Origin of the sequence: Campylobacter blaseri (assembly GCF_013201895.1) — a bacterium.
GTDB classification, from domain to species: Bacteria; Campylobacterota; Campylobacteria; order Campylobacterales; family Campylobacteraceae; genus Campylobacter_B; species Campylobacter_B blaseri.
In genome coordinates this window covers 1,744,678-1,762,987 of the sequence record NZ_CP053841.1, presented here as the reverse complement: position 1 = coordinate 1,762,987, position 18,310 = coordinate 1,744,678, and the positions used below count along the sequence as shown (strand labels likewise).

18 protein-coding genes are annotated in these 18,310 nt (G+C 29.7%); 10 read left to right on the top strand and 8 right to left on the bottom strand.

All coding sequences use genetic code 11. The annotated features are described in order from the left end of the window. Window positions 1-12 precede the first annotated feature (12 nt). A complete protein-coding gene (locus CBLAS_RS08640; protein WP_106869748.1) occupies window positions 13-813 on the top strand; it encodes a M48 family metallopeptidase in 801 nt (266 codons plus the stop codon). A 102-nt stretch (window positions 814-915) separates the two neighbouring features. Next, the gene (locus CBLAS_RS08635) at window positions 916-2,223 is read left to right on the top strand and encodes a hemolysin family protein (RefSeq protein ID WP_106869750.1); all 1,308 of its coding nucleotides are present in this window, start codon (window positions 916-918) and stop codon (window positions 2,221-2,223) included. 27 nt (window positions 2,224-2,250) lie between these two features. On the opposite strand, the gene CBLAS_RS08630 is transcribed toward CBLAS_RS08635, so the two are convergent. Genes CBLAS_RS08630 through leuC form a run of 3 tightly spaced genes read right to left on the bottom strand, consistent with a single transcriptional unit; the run spans window position 2,251 to window position 5,041 of the window. Further along, a complete protein-coding gene (locus CBLAS_RS08630) occupies window positions 2,251-3,231 on the bottom strand; it encodes a phospholipase A (protein ID WP_106869752.1) in 981 nt (326 codons plus the stop codon). Beyond that, window positions 3,228-3,776, bottom strand: a complete 549-nt coding sequence (gene mobA / locus CBLAS_RS08625) for a molybdenum cofactor guanylyltransferase (protein WP_106869754.1) — start codon at window positions 3,774-3,776, stop codon at window positions 3,228-3,230. The genes CBLAS_RS08630 and mobA overlap by 4 nt, the downstream gene beginning before the upstream one ends. Beyond that, the gene (leuC, locus tag CBLAS_RS08620) at window positions 3,776-5,041 is read right to left on the bottom strand and encodes a 3-isopropylmalate dehydratase large subunit (protein ID WP_106869757.1); all 1,266 of its coding nucleotides are present in this window, start codon (window positions 5,039-5,041) and stop codon (window positions 3,776-3,778) included. Before leuC ends, mobA begins: the two co-directional genes overlap by 1 nt. Window positions 5,042-5,111: 70 nt before the next feature. Here leuC and CBLAS_RS08615 point away from each other — a divergent pair, with 70 nt between their 5' ends. The 7 genes from CBLAS_RS08615 (at window position 5,112) to tsaD (ending at window position 12,542) form a co-directional block, all read left to right on the top strand. Next, window positions 5,112-6,428, top strand: coding sequence for an NFACT RNA binding domain-containing protein (locus CBLAS_RS08615; protein ID WP_106869759.1), 1,317 nt, complete (start codon window positions 5,112-5,114; stop codon window positions 6,426-6,428). Window positions 6,429-6,439: 11 nt separating this feature from the next. After that, window positions 6,440-7,186, top strand: coding sequence for a phosphatidate cytidylyltransferase (locus CBLAS_RS08610; RefSeq protein ID WP_106869761.1), 747 nt, complete (start codon window positions 6,440-6,442; stop codon window positions 7,184-7,186). Beyond that, window positions 7,180-8,253, top strand: coding sequence for a 1-deoxy-D-xylulose-5-phosphate reductoisomerase (gene dxr, locus CBLAS_RS08605; RefSeq protein ID WP_106869763.1), 1,074 nt, complete (start codon window positions 7,180-7,182; stop codon window positions 8,251-8,253). Before CBLAS_RS08610 ends, dxr begins: the two co-directional genes overlap by 7 nt. 68 nt (window positions 8,254-8,321) lie before the next feature. Then, entirely contained in the window at window positions 8,322-9,203 is an 882-nt protein-coding gene (locus CBLAS_RS08600; RefSeq protein ID WP_106869765.1) for a restriction endonuclease, read from the top strand. Window positions 9,204-9,425: 222 nt separating this feature from the next. Next, window positions 9,426-10,667: a uracil-xanthine permease family protein gene (locus tag CBLAS_RS08595; RefSeq protein WP_106869767.1), complete on the top strand. Its 1,242-nt coding sequence runs from the start codon at window positions 9,426-9,428 to the stop codon at window positions 10,665-10,667. Continuing rightward, a complete protein-coding gene (locus CBLAS_RS08590) occupies window positions 10,645-11,550 on the top strand; it encodes an alpha/beta hydrolase fold domain-containing protein (RefSeq protein ID WP_106869769.1) in 906 nt (301 codons plus the stop codon). The genes CBLAS_RS08595 and CBLAS_RS08590 overlap by 23 nt, the downstream gene beginning before the upstream one ends. Further along, window positions 11,547-12,542: a tRNA (adenosine(37)-N6)-threonylcarbamoyltransferase complex transferase subunit TsaD gene (tsaD, locus tag CBLAS_RS08585; protein ID WP_106869771.1), complete on the top strand. Its 996-nt coding sequence runs from the start codon at window positions 11,547-11,549 to the stop codon at window positions 12,540-12,542. The genes CBLAS_RS08590 and tsaD overlap by 4 nt, the downstream gene beginning before the upstream one ends. A 40-nt stretch (window positions 12,543-12,582) precedes the next feature. Here tsaD and CBLAS_RS08580 read toward each other — a convergent pair whose 3' ends face one another. The 4 genes from CBLAS_RS08580 to CBLAS_RS09630 form a co-directional block, all read right to left on the bottom strand. Continuing rightward, window positions 12,583-13,035, bottom strand: coding sequence for an ecotin family protein (locus tag CBLAS_RS08580; RefSeq protein ID WP_106869773.1), 453 nt, complete (start codon window positions 13,033-13,035; stop codon window positions 12,583-12,585). A 59-nt stretch (window positions 13,036-13,094) separates the two neighbouring features. Next, a complete protein-coding gene (locus CBLAS_RS08575) occupies window positions 13,095-13,943 on the bottom strand; it encodes a universal stress protein (protein ID WP_106869775.1) in 849 nt (282 codons plus the stop codon). Window positions 13,944-14,198: 255 nt separating this feature from the next. Beyond that, window positions 14,199-14,927 (bottom strand): c-type cytochrome, encoded by a 729-nt coding sequence (locus tag CBLAS_RS08570; RefSeq protein WP_106869777.1) that lies wholly within the window; start codon window positions 14,925-14,927, stop codon window positions 14,199-14,201. 135 nt (window positions 14,928-15,062) lie between these two features. Next, on the bottom strand, window positions 15,063-15,818 hold the full coding sequence (locus CBLAS_RS09630) for an OmpA family protein (RefSeq protein ID WP_106869779.1): 756 nt from the start codon (window positions 15,816-15,818) through the stop codon (window positions 15,063-15,065). A 403-nt stretch (window positions 15,819-16,221) separates the two neighbouring features. On the opposite strand from CBLAS_RS09630, the gene CBLAS_RS08560 reads away from it, so the two are divergent. Next, window positions 16,222-17,040, top strand: a complete 819-nt coding sequence (locus CBLAS_RS08560; RefSeq protein ID WP_106869781.1) for a tetratricopeptide repeat protein — start codon at window positions 16,222-16,224, stop codon at window positions 17,038-17,040. A 416-nt stretch (window positions 17,041-17,456) separates the two neighbouring features. On the opposite strand, the gene CBLAS_RS09775 is transcribed toward CBLAS_RS08560, so the two are convergent. Further along, the gene (locus CBLAS_RS09775) at window positions 17,457-18,119 is read right to left on the bottom strand and encodes a type II secretion system protein (RefSeq protein ID WP_425321097.1); all 663 of its coding nucleotides are present in this window, start codon (window positions 18,117-18,119) and stop codon (window positions 17,457-17,459) included. Window positions 18,120-18,310: the final 191 nt, after the last annotated feature.

Sequence of the window (18,310 nt, the reverse complement as noted above, 5' to 3'; positions counted from 1 at the left end):
AAAGGGGTTATTATGAAAAAGTATTTATTGTCTTGTTTGGCATTGGTTGTTTTTTTAGTAGGATGTGCTACTAGCACTAAGCCAGGACAGGTAGGGATTAGTAGGTCACAGATGTTTTTAGTTAGTCAAGCAGAAATGGACAAAGGTGCAGCACTTGCCTATACACAAGTTTTAAAAAAGGCAAGTAGTAAAAGAAAGCTGAACACAGACCCAGTAGCAACCAAAAGAGTGCAAAGAATTTCTAGAAGTTTAATTCCTCAAGTAGTAACTTTTAGAGAAGATGCTCTTAAGTGGGATTGGCAAGTAAATGTTATAGATGATAAGACTATAAACGCTTGGTGTATGCCTGGTGGAAAAATTGTATTTTATACAGGAATTATAGATACTTTAAAACTAACAGATGCTGAGATAGCTGCTATTATGGGACATGAAATGGCACATGCTTTAAGAGAGCATAGTAGAGAAAAAGCAAGTAGAGATCAACTTAAAAATATAGGAATTTTAGCTGTAAGCGTAGCTACGGGTAGTAATGAACTTGCGAATTTAGCAAATATGGCAGCAACTTATACCATAGCTCTACCTTTTTCAAGAGCACAAGAGATAGAAGCTGATATTATGGGTGCTGAGCTTATGGCAAGAGGGGGATATAACCCAGAAGCCGCTATAAATGTTTGGAAAAAAATGAGCAAAGCTAGTAAAAATCAACCAGCTGAGTTTATGTCAACTCACCCATCTCATGAAAACAGAATAGCCAAACTAACAGAGGTGTCAAGAAAAGTTATGCCTTTATATGAAAAATCAAAAAAGATTTAAATAGTTAAAAAATCCATTATATTAAAATTTAATGAAAATTTTGATATAATGGAGTACTATAATTAAAAGGATAATTTATTGGATACGGATCATTCGGCCTTGATGATATTTTTAGCTTTCGTTTTTGTATTTTTAAATGCTTTTTTCGTTCTTTCTGAATTTGCAATTGTTAAAATAAGAAAAAGTAGACTAGAGGAGCTTGTTAGAGACAAGGTTCCAAACGCAAAACTAGCTTATGAGATTACAAATTCTCTTGACACATACTTAAGTGCTACACAGCTTGGGATTACTTTAAGCTCTCTTGCGCTTGGTTGGATAGGTGAACCAGCTGTAGCAACAATCATAGAAAAACCATTGCAAGCAATTGTAGGTGAAAATAGTATTTTAATACACACTATTTCTTTTGCTATTTCTTTTTCAATAATTACACTCTTGCATGTTGTTTTGGGCGAGCTTGTTCCAAAATCAATAGCAATTGTAAAGCCTGAACAAGCAACCCTTCTTGTGGCTAAACCTTTGCATGCATTCTGGGTTATATTTTCTCCATTTATTAAAACATTTGATTTTTTAGCAAGAAGCGTTTTAAAGCTTTTAAACATAAAACCTGCTGGGGAAAGTGAGATAGCACACTCTGAAGAAGAGATTAAAATAATAGTTTCTGAGAGTTTAAAGGGTGGTGTTTTAGACTCTGTTGAGAGTGAAATCATCAAAAATGCAGTTGATTTTGGTGAAACTGTCGCTAAAGAGATAATGACGCCAAGAAAAAATATGATTTGTCTAAATAAACAAAAAAGTTATGAAGAGAATTACAAAACAGTAATTGATGCTAAATATACGAGATTTCCATATATAGATGGAAGTAAAGATAATGTTCTTGGTATGATACATATTAGAGATATTATGCAACAAGGCGAAAATAAAAATTTTGATGATATAGTTAGAAAGCCTATCATTGTGCCTGAGAATTTTTCAATAGCTAAAATACTTCCTAAGATGAATAAAGAGGGAATTTCTGCTGCTCTTGTTATAGATGAGTGGGGAGGAACTGCTGGTCTTTTAACAATGGAAGATATCATTGAAGAAGTATTTGGCGATATAAATGATGAGCATGATGACAAATCTCCTAATTATAAAAAGATAAAAGACAATGTTTATGAGTTTATGGGTAGATTTGACATTGAAGATGTTGAAGAGCTTATGGACATTAGGTTTGATGAGGAAACTGAAGAGGTTACCATAGGTGGATATGTATTTAATCTTCTTGGAAGATTGCCTGTTGTTGGCGATAAGATTGAGGATAAAATTTGTATTTATGAAATTATGAAGATGGACGGAAATACCATCGAAAAAGTAAAAGTTGAGAAAAAACCTTTAATCCTTTATGAAGAAGAAATAGAGGAAGAAAAGTAGATATTGGTGGTATATTGCCACTAATATCTAATCATTAAATATAGATATTCCTAAGCTAAATTTATTAACATGTCTGTTATAGTCAATTAAGCTTTCTCCATATCCTGTGAAATACTGGAAAAATCCTTGAAATTTTCCGCTAAAAATAGGAAAAAAGTAATTAAATTCTAAAGAGCCTTTATTATCACTAAAATTTAGATTATTTCTTAAAACTGCTAAAATTTGAGAGTTTGTAAAATTATATTTAAACTCAATATCCCCATATCCTAAATAATCTTTTATGTCCTTATTAGTATCGTCTAACCCAAAAGTAGCCCAAACTCTAGGTGATATTTCTAAATTTCCAATATTGAAATTTGTTCCAACATAAAACCTATTCCAAGATCTAGAATCTTTACCATCTTCTCCATTTGATTGATGGTTTAGTCCAAATCTAAGATAGTCAAAGTTTAAAAACTCAACTGGAATAGTTACAAATATCTCAGGCTCGTAGCTAGTAGTTCTAAAAGGTGCAGAATCTTCCCAAATTTGCCAAAAAGATTGCTGTGTGTATGCAAAAGTTATAGTTTCATCTAAGCCAAAAAAATTGTCTATGATTGGCTTTTGAATACTTAATTGAAATTTAAGCTCATCTTTTTTTCTATCGCCTTTATTTGTAGTATCATGAGCGTATGCTATATAATTAGGTTTAAATTTATGTATTATAATCCCATCACTCTCATCAGCAGTTTTATACTTTTTAGTTAGATCAATAACTTGCACTTTAACTTCATTTTGTGCTTTATTAATCTTTTTAGCAGATGCTACAATTTCTTCTTTTTGAAGTTCTTTTGTATTGTTGATATCGATAGATATCTCTTTGATATTAGGTTTTTCTACAAGCTTTTTATAATAAAGCATAGCATTTTTATAATCCCCTATGCTCTCATAGTATTGTGCTTTTTTTAAAATATCATCATTTGCTAAAGCAAAAATCGCACAAAAAGAGAGAAAAATAACCTTTTTCATAAATTTGCCTTTTCATAGTCTTTGGGGTAATTTATATTAAAAAATTGTTCATTGTTATTAAATTTAATCTCTTTAAATTTAACCTCTTTAAACAAAAGTCCTATTTTATGCTCTTTTTTCTCATATAGAGTTTTTGTTAAATTTGCTAAATTACTATCAAAAAAGCCACACAGACTATGTCTAAATTCACTATCACCAGCCACGCAAATTTCATAACCTATTGATTCGTTATATAGTTTTCTTATAGTATCAATTTCCACAAAAGGCATATCAGCAGGTATTATAAAAATTTTTTCATTTTTAAAATATGATAAGATAGAATAAAGAGCAAGCATTGGAGAATAGTCATTAATTCTATCTTCAATTATGGGTAAAGGCGGATTAAATTTTTGATTTTTAGCACTTACAAAAACATTATCAAAAACAACTTTAAGCTTATTGTATTGATAGTGTGTTAAACTAGGTTGTCCCTTAAATGGTAAAAGTGTTTTATCTTTGCCCATTCTAGAGCTTTTTCCACCACCTAATATTACACAAGATTTCACTACAAATCTCTTGGATCCGTTATTTTGCCTGTAATTGCACTTGCAGCAGCAACTGCAGAGTTTGACAAGTAAATTTCACTGCTTCTATCGCCCATTCTTCCAATAAAATTTCTATTTGTAGTTGATATACATCTCTCACCAGCACCTAAAATTCCCATATACCCACCAAGACAAGCACCACAAGTTGGATTACTTACAACTGCTCCTGCTTCTATAAATATATCTACAAGTCCTTCTTTTTGAGCTTGCATTAAAATCTTTTGTGTTGCTGGAGTTATGATAAGTCTTGTTTTTCTTGCAACTCTTTTGCCTTTTAGAATTTTTGCTGCTATTCTTAAATCACTAATTCTTCCATTAGTGCAACTTCCGATAAATGCTTGGTCAATCGCTATATCATCTTTGACAGCTTGAGTTATACTTTTTCCATTGCTAGGTAAAAATGGATATGCAACTAAAGGCTCAAGTCTACTAACATCAATTTCCAAAATTCTTTCATAATTTGCACCTTCGTCTGAATAGTGATATTTTGGTTTATCTCTTAAGTTTTTATCTTTTAAAAATTCTTTTGTAATTTCATCAACTGCAATTATCCCACTTTTTGCACCTGCTTCTATTGACATGTTGCAAAGTGAAAATCTATCATCCATTTCAAGATAGTTTATAGTATCACCTGTAAATTCTAACGCTTTATATAAAGCGCCATCAACGCCTATTTGTCTAATAATTTCTAAAATCAAATCTTTTCCATAGACATGCTCCTCTGGCTTTCCATTAAAAGCCACTTTTATACTTTGCGGAACTTTAAACCAGTTATTTCCAGTTATCATAGCGTAAGCTAAATCAGTTGAGCCCATACCGGTTGAAAAAGCTCCTAAAGCACCATGTGTACAGGTGTGAGAATCAGCTCCGATTATAACATCTCCTGGTATCACAAGCCCTTTTTCAGGAAGCAAAGCATGTTCAATTCCTAAATCTTTTTCATCAAAAAAATATGGTAAATCATGCTCATAAGCAAAATCTCTTGAAATTTTAGCTTGATTGGCACTCATTATATCTTTTGCTGGAATGTAGTGGTCCATAACTAGTGCAAAGCCATATGGATTTGCAAGTTTTTTAGCTCCACTTTCTCTAAAAGCTTTTATTGAAATAGGCGTAGTTATATCATTTCCTATTATCATATCAATATTGCTTTGAGTTATCTGCCCAGCCAAAACCTCTTTACCAGCATGTTCACTAAATATTTTTTCTGTTATTGTTAATTTCATAATAGCCTCTAATTTATCTAAATTGATATCATTTTATCTAAAATTGTATAAATTTGAATATAATTAAAGAATGAAATATAAAATTTTAATACAAATAGGACAATATTTACAAAAATATAATAAAATTAATACCATTAAAAGAGCTAATGATAGGGTATTAGTCATAGACTTTAACAGCAAAGAAAAGCTTTTTTTTGATATGAGCAAAGGAAATTCTTCCATATATAAAAATGATGAATTTCAGAGCTCCAAACACTATAACGCTCCTTTTGATGTTACTTTGGCAAAAAGATTTAACTCATCTTATATAGAAAAAATAGAAGTTTTGGATGGGAATAGAATTTTGCACATAAAAGCTGTTCAAAAAGGAAGCTATAAAAAAGTAGAATCTAATATATATTTTGAGTTCACAGGTCGGTTTACAAATGTTGTTATAGCAGATGAAAAAAATATGATATTAGATGCATTAAGCCACTATGAAAACCAAAACAGAACTATAAAACCTGGAAAAGAACTTATCCATTTAGATCCAATAAACATTAAAGAAAAAGAGAGTGAAGACATCTTAAATTTCAATGAGTTTTTTAAAAATGAGTTTGAAAAGATAAATTTAAAACAGATGGAAAATGTGAAATTTTCTAAGTTATCTCAAGTTGAAAAAAAGCTTTCAGGTGTACAAAAAAACTTAAACTCACTACAAAGCAAAGAGGAGCTTTTAAATCAAAGTGAGGTTCTTAATAATAAAGCTAGAATCATAACTGCAAATCTGCATAATTTAAAAGATTTTGATAGAGAGTTAAAACTTGTTGATTTTGAGGGAAAAGATATATTTATAAAGCTAGAAGAAAGTCCTAAAAATAGCACTAAGCAGATGTTTGAAGAGAGTAAAAAGTTAAAGCAAAAAGCACTAGGAATATCTATAGAAGAGAAAAATTTAAATGAAAAAATCAAGTTTTTAGAAAATTTAAAATATATGCTAAAAAATGCAAAAACTATTGAAGAGCTTGAAATTTTGTTACCTAGAAAAAGTCAGAAAAAAAAGTATGAAAAAGAGCATGACAATATTGAAAATTTCTATATAAATGAGTTTAAAATTTCAGTTGGTAAAAATGAAAAAGGTAATATTTTGCTTTTAAAAAATGCAAAAAAGAATGACTTTTGGTTTCATATCAAAGATATTCCATCTGCTCATGTAATAGTAAAAACTAATAAGCAAAAGCTTAGCGAAGATATTATAGAATTTGCTGCAAATTTATGTGTTAATATGAGCGTAAAAGAGAGCGGTAAGTATTTAGTTGATTTTACAAAAAAAGAGAATGTTAAGGTCATAAATGGAGCTTTTGTGAATTACGTAAATTACGATACAATAGAAATTTTAAAAGTATAAAAGGAGAATTTATGGAAGCGCGTTTAAAGACGGCAGGTATTATGATTTTAGCACTACTTGTGCTTGTTTTTTTGGATATTTGGTTGTTGAATGTCTTAGTTTTTGCTGCTATCTTAGCCATTGCTTTTTCAGAGAGTTTGTTGCTATTTAAGGTTGAAAAATGGGAGCTTATCATTGTAGCTATGGTTTCTTTTGTATTGTTTCTTCCTTTTGCAGGCAGTTTTGAGGGCACATATAAATTTATAATGTTTTTAATTCTTTTTATAGCCTCATATTTAGCACTTATGAATAGGCAAAATTGGGAATCAATTTTACCATTTTTATACCCTGTTGCACCTATTTTTATAATGTTTAGTATATATAATACTCTTGGTATATCCTGTTTAGTGTTTGTGATTGCTATAGTTGTGGCAACTGATAGCGGGGCATATTTTATAGGAAAGATGTTTGGAAGATATAGATTTACCCCAACATCTCCTAATAAAACTATAGAGGGCGTTTTAGGCGGTATACTTTGTGGTGTTGTTTTGGGATTTTTATATAATAAAAATTTTATAGATGGTAATGTGTTTAGCATTTGGTCTATAATCTTAATATCAATTTCTAGCGTATTTGGTGATCTTTTTGAGAGTTATTTAAAAAGAAAAGCAGGTGTAAAAGATAGTGGTACACTTTTTCCTGGACATGGTGGCGTTTTAGATAGAGTTGATGGACTTCTTTTTGCCTCTATGGTACTTAGTTTAGTTGTAACATGGTAGTTTTAGGTTCAACTGGAAGCATTGGGGTTAATAGCTTAGAGATAGCTAAGAGATTTAACCTTGAAATAGAAGCATTAAGCTGTAATAAAAACTATAAATTACTAAATGAACAAATTTCCAAATTTAGTCCTAAATTTGTTTGTATTGGAGATAAATTTTTAAAAGACAAAGTAAATCATAACAAAGTATTTATCGGTGAAAATGGACTTTTAGATATGTTAAAAGAGTGCCAAAGCTCCAAAGTGGTAAATGCTTTAGTTGGATTTGCAGGGCTTAAACCAAGTATTTTGGTGCAAAAATTAGGTAAAACCCTATGTCTTGCAAACAAAGAAAGTCTTGTGGCTGGAGGTAAATTTTTAGATAGTAAAAAAATTAAAGCTATTGATAGTGAGCATTTTGGTTTGAAATTTTTACTAAAAGATAGTTTGAAGATTAAAAAGATGATTATAACTGCAAGTGGCGGAGCTTTTAGGGATACTCCTTTAGGAGAGCTTAAAAATGCAACTCCACAAATGGCACTTAAACATCCAAATTGGAAAATGGGATCTAAGATTACAATTGATAGTGCAACTATGACAAACAAGCTTTTTGAGATAATGGAAGCTTATTGGCTTTATGGTGTTAAAAATCTCGATGCGATTATTGAAAAAAGCTCAACGATTCACGCTTTAATTGATTTTATAGATGGCTCAACTACTGCACATATTAGTATAGCTGATATGAAACTTGCAATTTCTCATGCCATAATTGATGATTTAAATGAAGAAATAGTTTCAAACTTTGACCTTTTAAATTTGAAAAAAATGGAATTTCAAAAAATTGACCTAGAAAAATTTCCAATATTTAGTCTAAAAGATGAGGTTGTTAAAAACCCAGATTTAGGAACCATAATAAATGCAGCAAATGAAATTTATGTAAAGAAATTTCTAAATAATGAGTGTAAATTTTTAGATAATAAAAAAATAGTTTTTGAAAGCTTGGATAAATTTGGTTCAACAAAAATTACTGATATAGATGATTTGTTTGAATTAGATTTTAAAGTAAAAGAATTTGCTTTGCATATTTAATTATTAACTTTTAAATATGCAAAACCGTATTTATGAATTTTATAAATATAAATTAATTAAGGACAAATATGCAACTACCTAAATTTCACGAAACATTTATACCTATCTTAAAAGTTTTAGTTGATGAAGATGAAATTTACAACAAAGACTTAAAGAAAAAAGTTTATAAAAAGTTCTACAGCAATATACCAGAAAATTTATTACAGCAAAAAACAAAAAGTGGTATTAATATTTTAGAAGATAGAATAGGATGGGGATATTCATATTTAAAAATGGGAAAGTTTGTTATTTATCCAAAGCGTGGTTTTATAAAAATAACCAAAAAAGGTAGGGAAATTGCTAAAAAAGGAAACTTTACTATTTTTGATTTAAAAAATGATGCTGAATTTCAAAATTATCAAAATAATAAATTACAAACCAGTGATAAAAAAGACAATGATATACTAGATGAAAGTCCTTTAGAGCTTATAGAAAATGGTATTTCAAATATTGAAACTCAAACGAAAATTGAACTATTAGAAAGATTAAAAGATAGTGATCCGTATTTTTTTGAAAAAATTGTTTTAAAATTACTAGAAAAAATGGGTTATGGAGAATTCTTTGAAACTTCAAAATCAAAAGATGGCGGGATTGATGGCATTATAAATGAAGATAAACTTGGACTTGAAAAAATTTATATACAAGCTAAAAGATACACAGAAAATAAAGTTCGTGAACTAGACATTAGAAATTTCATAGGTGCTATGAGTGGTGATACCAAAAAAGGTGTTTTCATAACTACTTCAACTTTTGATAACTTAGCCATACAAAAAGCAAACAACGCACATCATAAGATTATTTTAATAGATGGAAGTAAATTAGTTGATTTAATGTATGAATATAATGTTGGAATTCAAGTAAAAACTACTTATGAGATAAAAGAGCTTGATAATGACTTTTTTGAAGAGTAACTTTAGTAAATTTTAAATCATACTTTTTTTTAAGTTAAATTTCTATATAATTATTTTTTGGGAAATTACGAAAGATAAATTTAACTATAGGTTTAATTTTCTGCAAATACTCTTTGTTACCTGTTGAATTTGGCTTTAAGAATTTTTTGAAAAATATGCGAAATACTCAAACTATTATCAAAAATTTTCTTTCTACACACAATTAATCTACGAAAGGAAAAAATGAATCCAACCGATTATGATTTTAGAGTTAAAGATGCTGTGCTTGGTGCTCAGTTTTTATTTGTTGCTTTTGGTGCTTTGGTGCTTATGCCAATTCTTACAGGACTTGATGTAAATGTAGCTTTATTTACCGCAGGTATTGGAACTTTGATATTCCAAATTTGCACAAGAAAAAAAGTTGTTCCAATATTTTTAGCAAGTAGTTTTGCTTTTATAGCTCCTATTGCATTTAGTGTTAAAGAGTGGGGCATAAGTGCAACTATGGGTGGACTTGTCTTTGCTGGACTTTTTTATGTTGCTCTTAGTTTTTTAGTTAGACTAAAGGGTGAAGAGTTTTTACATAAACTTTTGCCACCTGTTGTAGTTGGTCCTGTTATCATTACAATAGGTCTTATTTTAAGTCCAAGTGCCGTTGGAATGGCTATGGGAAAAGATGCTTCTTACTCGCAAGAGTTATCTATAATAATTGCAATGATTACACTAATTTCTACTATAATTGTTATAATGTTTGGAAAAGGAATTTTTAAATTAATTCCTATAATTTGTGGTGTAAGCGTTGGTTATGGTGTCAGCTTATTGGCTGGAATTATTGATTTTTCGCCAGTGGCAAGTGCTTCTTGGCTTGCTCTACCAAATTTCAAAACTCCAACTTTTGAACTAAATGCAATTTTATATATGATTCCAGTTGCGATTGCCCCAACGATAGAACATATTGGAAATATAATTGCTATTGGAAATGTTACAAAGCATGATTATTTAAAAGAGCCTGGACTTAAAAATACTCTTTTAGGAGATGGTTTAGCAACTTCAGTGGCTGCATTTTTTGGAGGTCCACCAAATACAACCTATTCAGAAGTTACAGGAGCTGTAAGAATTACAAAGTCTTTTAATCCTGCTATTATGACTTGGACAGCATTTACTGCTATTATACTGGCATTTGTAGGAAAACTTGGAGCTTTTATAGCAACTGTTCCTGCTTGCGTAATTGGTGGTATAATGCTGCTTTTATTTGGGATTATAGCCTCAGTTGGTATGGAAACTTTAATCAAAAATCAAGTTGATGTAAATAACCCCAAAAATATAATCATAATCTCGCTTATCTTAGTTTTTGCAATTGGTGGTATGATGTTTGATTTTGGTTTTGCTAGTTTTAGCGGAATTGGTCTTGGCGCTTTAATAGGGGTTATTTTAAATTTTGTATTACCTGATATAAAGATAGATGAAAAAGATAAAATACTTTGATAAAATAGAAGATAGCCTTAAAAAAGCTATCTTAAGTTCTGATTTTATGTTAAAACTTGATCATAGTGTCCTTGCAAATAATCCAAAGGAAATTATAGAAAAAAGAAAACACATAGCTTTATCAAAAAAAGTAGAAATTCCTAAAGATATCATTATAGAAAATAGATATATTAAAGACATTAGAGTAATTATCTGTAAAAATAAAAACGCTACAAATACAAATGTTGTTTTACATTTTCATGGTGGTGGATATATTTTTGGATTGCCTGAACAGGATTTAGAAATTTTATGTAAATTAGCAGATAATTTAAATATTACTATTATTGGAATTGATTACTCTTTAAAGCCTTATCCTAGTCCACTTAATGATGCTTTTACTATATATAAAGAGTGTCTAAAAGTATATAAAAATATAATCTTATACGGTATAAGCGCAGGAGCACATCTTTGCTTAGCACTTCAATATAAACTTATAGATAGTATGGAAAAACTACCTAAATTTAGCTTTTTATTTTGCCCTATGATATCAGATATAAACACTAACTCTTTAGAGGAATTTGAAGATTTTATTGTTTGGGATAAAAAATGTGCAGAAATTTCTTGGAATTTTATCAGAAAAAATGGATATAAAAAGTATATTAATTTATTAAATTTTGGTAAATTAAATAAATTAAATAATTTAAAATTTGTTATTTGCGAATTAGATATTTTAAGAGATGAAGCACTTGAGTATATAGAAAAGTTAAAGCAAGCAAATGTAAAGCATACTTTTACATTGGTAAGAGGTGCAATTCATGCATTTAGTGCATTTAAATGCAAATTAAGTGACGAATTTTATAGCGAGTTAGAAAAAGACATATATGAAAATTTGGAGAAAAAATGATTTTAGGAATTGAAAGTAGTTGTGATGATAGCTCTCTTGCTTTAATGGAAAAAGATAATTTTAAACTTTTGTTTTATGAAAAAATTTCACAAGAGCTAGAACATAGTAAATATGGCGGTGTTGTCCCAGAGCTTGCTGCTAGGCTTCATACGGCTGCACTTCCTAATATACTTGAAAAAATCAAACCATATTTTAAAGAGATTTTAGCCATAGCTGTTACAAATGAGCCAGGTCTTAGTGTGAGTTTAATAAGTGGGGTTAGTATGGCCAAATCTTTAAGCGTTGCTTTAAACATTCCACTAATCTCAGTAAATCACTTGATAGGACATATATATTCACTTTTTTTAGATAGAGAAATTGAGCTACCTCTTGGCGTTTTGCTTGTAAGTGGAGGGCATACTATGATTTTAGAAATTGATGAAGATAAAAACATAGAGATACTAGCTATAACAAGCGATGATAGTTTTGGCGAGAGTTTTGATAAGGTTGCTAAGATGATGGGCGAGGGCTATCCAGGCGGTTTGGTTATTGAAAATTTAGCTAAAAACAGCAATGAAGATAGATTTAAATTTACCATTCCTTTAAAAGGAGATAAAAGAGTAGAATATAGTTTTTCAGGACTTAAAAATCAAGTTAGAGTTGCAATAGAAAAGCTTGGAAACTTAAGCTTACAAGATAAAAGCGATATAGCATATTCATTTCAAAAAGCGGCTTGTTTGCATATAATGGATAAGCTAAAAATTGTTTTCAAAAATAAAAAATTTAGCAAATTTGGTGTTGTTGGCGGGGCAAGTGCAAATTTATACTTAAGACAAAATTTGCAAAATTTGTGTGATGAGTATGGTTGTGAGTTAATGCTTGCACCTTTGAAATTTTGCTCTGATAATGCAGCTATGATTGCAAGGGTTGGGGTTGATAAGTATAAAAAAAGTGAGTTTATAGACTATCAAAATTTAGCTATCCGCCCGCGCTCAAATTTAGAAAAACTATAATTTTAGTTTTTCTAAATTATTTTAATTGTTTATAAGATCTCTACTTTATAAATTTATCTATCTCTTTAAAAATTCTAACTTCCACATTAACATCTTTTGGTGTGTATATTACAAGTGGTAGGCGTGAGTTATAACTTTTTTCTATTTTGCTAGGATAGTATATAAATTTTTCCATTCTAGCACCGTCACAAAACATCATAGTGCTTCTCATATCATCTGAGCTTTTATCAAATTCATAGTAGTTATAACCATAGCCATCTAGGGTTTTTGTGGTTAGGCTTGAGTCTAAAAATTGATGTAAATTACAATCTACTAATTTTTCTTTACCAAATGCAACTTCAATTTTAAATTTACTCTCATCTTCTTTCTCTTCTAGCTCTATAACATGCTTAACATAGCCTTTTTTTGCCTTTGGAAACATTGTAGTATCACTTGCATTTAAACTTAATCCGCCCATAACTACCACTATAAAAAATATAATTAATTTTTTCATTTAACGCTCCTTTGTATCCGTATAAGTTTATATGTAATTTTACATAAAAATATATAAGATTATCTAAACAAAAGCAATGGTTTTTTAGAATTTAAAAGCATTTTACTCGTAAAACTTCCAAGAAAAAAGTTTTTAATCCTATTTTTACTATAAGCTCCCATTGCGATAGCATCTGCTTTTATCTCATCTTCATATTTTAAAATTTCAATTACAGGGTCACCATTTAAGTGTTTTAACTCAAACTCAAAGCCTTTATCTTTAAAAACATCTCCAGCCTCTTTAAGAAGTGTGTTTGAAAGAGCTTCATCACTATTTACATTTACTATATACCGCTTTGTATTTGGAAAAATTGGATTAGAAAGTGCAACCTCAAAAGCTTTTTTTGAAAACTCACTACTATCATAAGCCATAAGCAAAGAGTTTATAGGGCTATATTCGCTGTTTGGAACAACTAAAATAGGCAAATCAGAAGATCTGATGAGCTCTTCTATATGATATCCAAGTTTATCATCATCCTCATTACTTCCTCTTATGCCAACTACTACAACTCTAATTTCTTCATGAAAATCTTCCAAAGCACCACTTAATGTTCCATGTCTTTGAAGGGTTTGACACTCTTTAACTCCGCTATTTATTGCAAATTCTTTTAAAGTGCTTAAAATTTCTCTATTTTGTCTTATATCTTCTTTAGCTTTTGCGTGTTCTTGTGCGGCTAGCTTATCAAGAAGTCTATCTTTAGTACCAATGCTAAGACTTCCTGATAGGTTTGTCTCATCTATGCTAGTTGGTTGTTCTGCTATGCTTAAAAGCAAAAGTGGTAAGTTTAAGGCTTTAGCTAAACCTATACCATATTCGCAAACTGACTTAGAAAGCGCTAAGCCATCTATAAAAACTAGAACCTTTTTCATGAATTATCCTTTTAAAATTCTCTCTATCTCTTCTGGTTTATTATAAACACCAAATTTATCTATCATAGTTTTGCTTGCTTCATTTTCTTCTAAGTCTCAACTTCTATTTTTGTCTTTTAAACCTTACTACTAAGCCACTCATCTTTTCTAAAAAAGATTATTAAGCTTCATAATTTTACTAGCCAAGACAAACAAGCTAGTAGAGCTTGCTGTATCTAAATATGCTTAAAAGCGGTAAAAATTTACGGTCTTGTTTTAAAATGTGCTTATATATTCAGCAAGTTGTTCTATCTCTTCATCATTCAACGCTTTAGTATATGCAAACATTGTTTTTTTCATAGTGCCACCATATGTTTGAGCTTTATAACCATGAAGTGCATGTGAGATATCTTTAGCTTCCCAAGTGCCAATAATTGCACTTTTATTTAGAGCTTTTCTCTCGCCATAGTTTCCATGGCACGACGAACATCTTAAATCATAGTATTTAGCTACTGACATTTTGTTAAAATTATCTGGGTTGTATTTTTTCTCAGTGCTATCTTTGAGCATATTGTTTAGACTTGAACTTGCATTTGATTCTGCTGCAGATGAACTTAAACTAGCTAAAGCTTTTGTGCTTTCATTTACTGTTTTTTCTAAAGATTTTCCAGCCTCTTTTGCAAAATTCTCTGTTGCTTGCTGAAGTTCTTTCATGCTTTCTTGTGCAGTTTGCATAATTTTAGCACCTTGCTCTTTAGTTTTTTCTATAGCACTGTCTATATCCTCTTTGTTATTTTCATAAACCTTACTTAGCTCTTTTTTTGTTGTATCCATGATGATATCCATGGCTTTTTTACCATCTTCTACAACATTTTTTGCAGTATCTTCTACTGATTTTGGAGCACTTGAAGATTTGTCTACTTTTGTATCGCCACTTTGGGTTGAATCACCACAGCCTACTAAAAATAGAATTGATAAAGTAATCATAGTTAATATTTTTTTCATTAATTTCCTTTTAAGAGTTTTATAAATTTTATCATTTATGGGTAAATAAAAGGCGTTATACTATTAAATAGAAACAAATTATTATACTAAAGACTACTTTGCAAGAATTAGTCTTACAAAGTAGTTTAAGGAGTGTTATTTTTTGTTATAAGCTGTTGCTGTTACGCGTCTGTTTTGCTTACGACCTTCATCTGTGCTATTTGTAGCTATAGGTTTTGTTTCGCCATAGCCAACTGCTTTAATTTTATTAGGATTTACACCATAATCTTTTATCATAAGTTCCCTAACCGCATTAGCTCTTTTTTGAGATAATTTTAAATTATAGTTATCATTTCCTATACTATCAGTGTGACCTTCTATTAAAAGATTTGCACCTGTTTTGTTAGCAAATTTTGCCATTTTAGCAATTTTGTCATAGTATTTAGAAACTACAATAGCACTATCAAATTCAAAAAGCGTTTCAAGATCTATAGGTTTATCCATAACTACATCATCGCTAAGACAATTTTTTGGTTGCCAAAAAAAGCTTTGAGCTGTATAGTTTTCATCAAAAACCACTTTATATTGACATATTTTATCAGGATCTCCTGCTTTTTCTTTTAAATTAAACAGATAGTCCCATTCAACTACAGCATATAAACCTTCTGCAAAGTGAGGGTGTCCGATTAGCATTCTTATCTGATCTTTACTCATACCTTTTTCAATTTTTGCCAAATTTTCTTTAGATGGAAATGCTGGACCATCAAGCCAAATTTTATCAATATCTGGGAAAGTAACCTCATCTTTGGTTAAAATACCATCTTTTGGAACGCTTTGGCTTGTTTTGGTTGTACAACCTTGGATTAGCAAAGCAGTAAATGCAAAAGCTAGAAGTAATTTAATTTTTTTCATTTTTATCCTTTTAAAATTTTTATATTTAATGAATATGAAAGACGAATAACGCCACCTAATTTTCTTTTTTGATAGACTAGATAGCCCATATTTTGACTGCTCTTTGATTGCAATCACAACTAAATTTATAAAATCTAATTATAATTATATCAAAAATAACCCAATAATTAAATTTTCATTTAACTTAATAGTGGAAAATACTTTATATAGGTAATTTATAACTCAAGAAATTTTATTAAGCAAGAACATATTTGCAAATATTTTAAAGCAAAGTTATTAATTAAAATCTTATTATAGGTAAAATAAATTATTTATAAATATGTTATGAAAAGGTTTAATTAAAAAATTAACATTTAATTAAGTCTATAAAGTATAGAATTTTAGAAATATTAGCAGGAAAGAAATGAAAAAGATTATATTGTTAACAACTATTTTTATATCTATTTGCTTTGGAGATTTGATATCACAAAGTCATGAGTTATATAAAAAAGGCGATTATAAAAACGCTATCAAAAATTTACAAAAAGTTTGTGAAAAAGGAGTTGTAGAGGGTTGCCATAATCTATCTTTGATTTATTTAGATAAAAAGATAAACAATTCAACTAAAGCTAAAGAGTATCTGCAAAAAGCATGCAATGCTAATTTAAACATTAGTTGTCTTTCTTTAGGCGAACTATATGAAGTTGGAGTAGGTAGTAAAAAAGATCCTTTTAAAGCATTTGAGCTTTATGAAAAGTCTTGTAAGCTAAAGAGTGTTGATGGGTGCTTTAAGCTTGGATATTTTTATGAAAAAGGCTTAGCAACTAGGCAAAATTTTGATAAAGCTGAGGAAATTTATAAAAAAAATTGTGATAAAAAAGATATAAAAAGTTGTTTAGCGCTTGGGGGGATGTATGAAAAAGGGGTTAAGAAAAACTTAGAAAAATCTAATCAGTATTTTAAAAAAGCTTGTGAAAATGGAGGAGTTGAAGGTTGTTTAAAAATGGTTGTTTTTAGTTTAAATACAACACCGCCAAATGCAAAAAATATTATTTTTTATCTAGATAAAGCTTGTAATTTAGGAAATGATAGCTCTTGTATGGACATCGGAGTTTACTATACAAAAGGAGAGTTGGTGGAGCAAAATTTAAGCAAAGCCAAGGAGTATTTTGGTTTAGCTTGTGATATGAAAAACTTAAAAGGGTGTGAGAGTTATAGGGTTTTAAACGAAGAGGGATTTTAGCTTATACTGTCTACTGCCAAATTTCGCAACTTACAATTTATTAGGCTAACACAATATATTTGAGTACATTTTATTTATACATCTTAGGTATCTTAAAGATTGATAATTTTAAATCATCTATTAATTAGAATTTCATTTTACAATTAGGAGCAAGATGAAATTTATTTAAAGTATTCATAGTGATTGCATGCTTTAGCTTATGGGTGTAGCTATTTTTGATGGTATAAATATTAAAATACATAGAGTAAGATGTGGTTAAATTTGTCTATCCATTGCAAGATTTTATATAATTAAATAATATCAATGTAAATTAATTAAGTTTTTAATATTAGAGAGAGCAGAAAATAGAAATTTTAGGCATAAAAAAAGCTCGGACTTTTGTCCGAGCTTTAAAGTTTTAACTATGGGTTAAAGAGTTAGAATCTTACTCTTGAACCTGATAGTCTATAGCTTTTAGCAGCCATATCTTGGAAAGAGCTAGCTCTTACAAAAGATCTGCATGAACTATCTGCTCCATCTGGAATTAAGCTATCTCCCTTTGAAGATAATGCACTCTTTAGATTTTCTTTAGCTTTGGTAACTGCTTCTTCTGCTTCAGTAACTGCTTTTTGTTTAGCTGCTTCATCTGTATATCCGCCCGAGCCAACAGTTTTATCTTTTGCTTCAACAACTTTTGCTTCGGCTTCAGAAATTGCTTCTTGCAAAGCAATTGTCTTAGAAGTACCTATAAAGATAGAAATTTCATTTTCTGTATTTTTTATAAGACTAATTGCAGCACAATCAGTAGTTTTACCTGCTTTATAGTTAAGAGTAACTGTTTGAGCTCCTGCAGATTTTAATGCTGTTAATTTTTTGTTATCATCTTTGTAAGTGATACCTTCAACATTTGTGAAAGCAGATATCTCATCAGTATCAAAACTACCTTGAGCTGTGTAGTTAGCTGTGATATCGCTTACTGCTGTTCCTAAGTTACTAAGTGATTTTGCAACTTCTGCGTCATCTCTTGTTGCTGCTAATCTTGGGATAGCAACTGCTGCCAAGATACCTAAAATTACGATTACGAAAATTAATTCGATCATTGTGAAACCTTTTTTCATGGTTTCCTCCTATTTAATAAATTCCACCTTACATACGCTTATGTAAAATGCTAAAGTAATTATATATCATTTTAAGTAGATTGTCAAATTTAAATTAAAATTTATTTAACTTATAAGTTTAATTAAAATATATAAATTGATATAAGATTTGTAGGCATTTTTCAATATTTCAA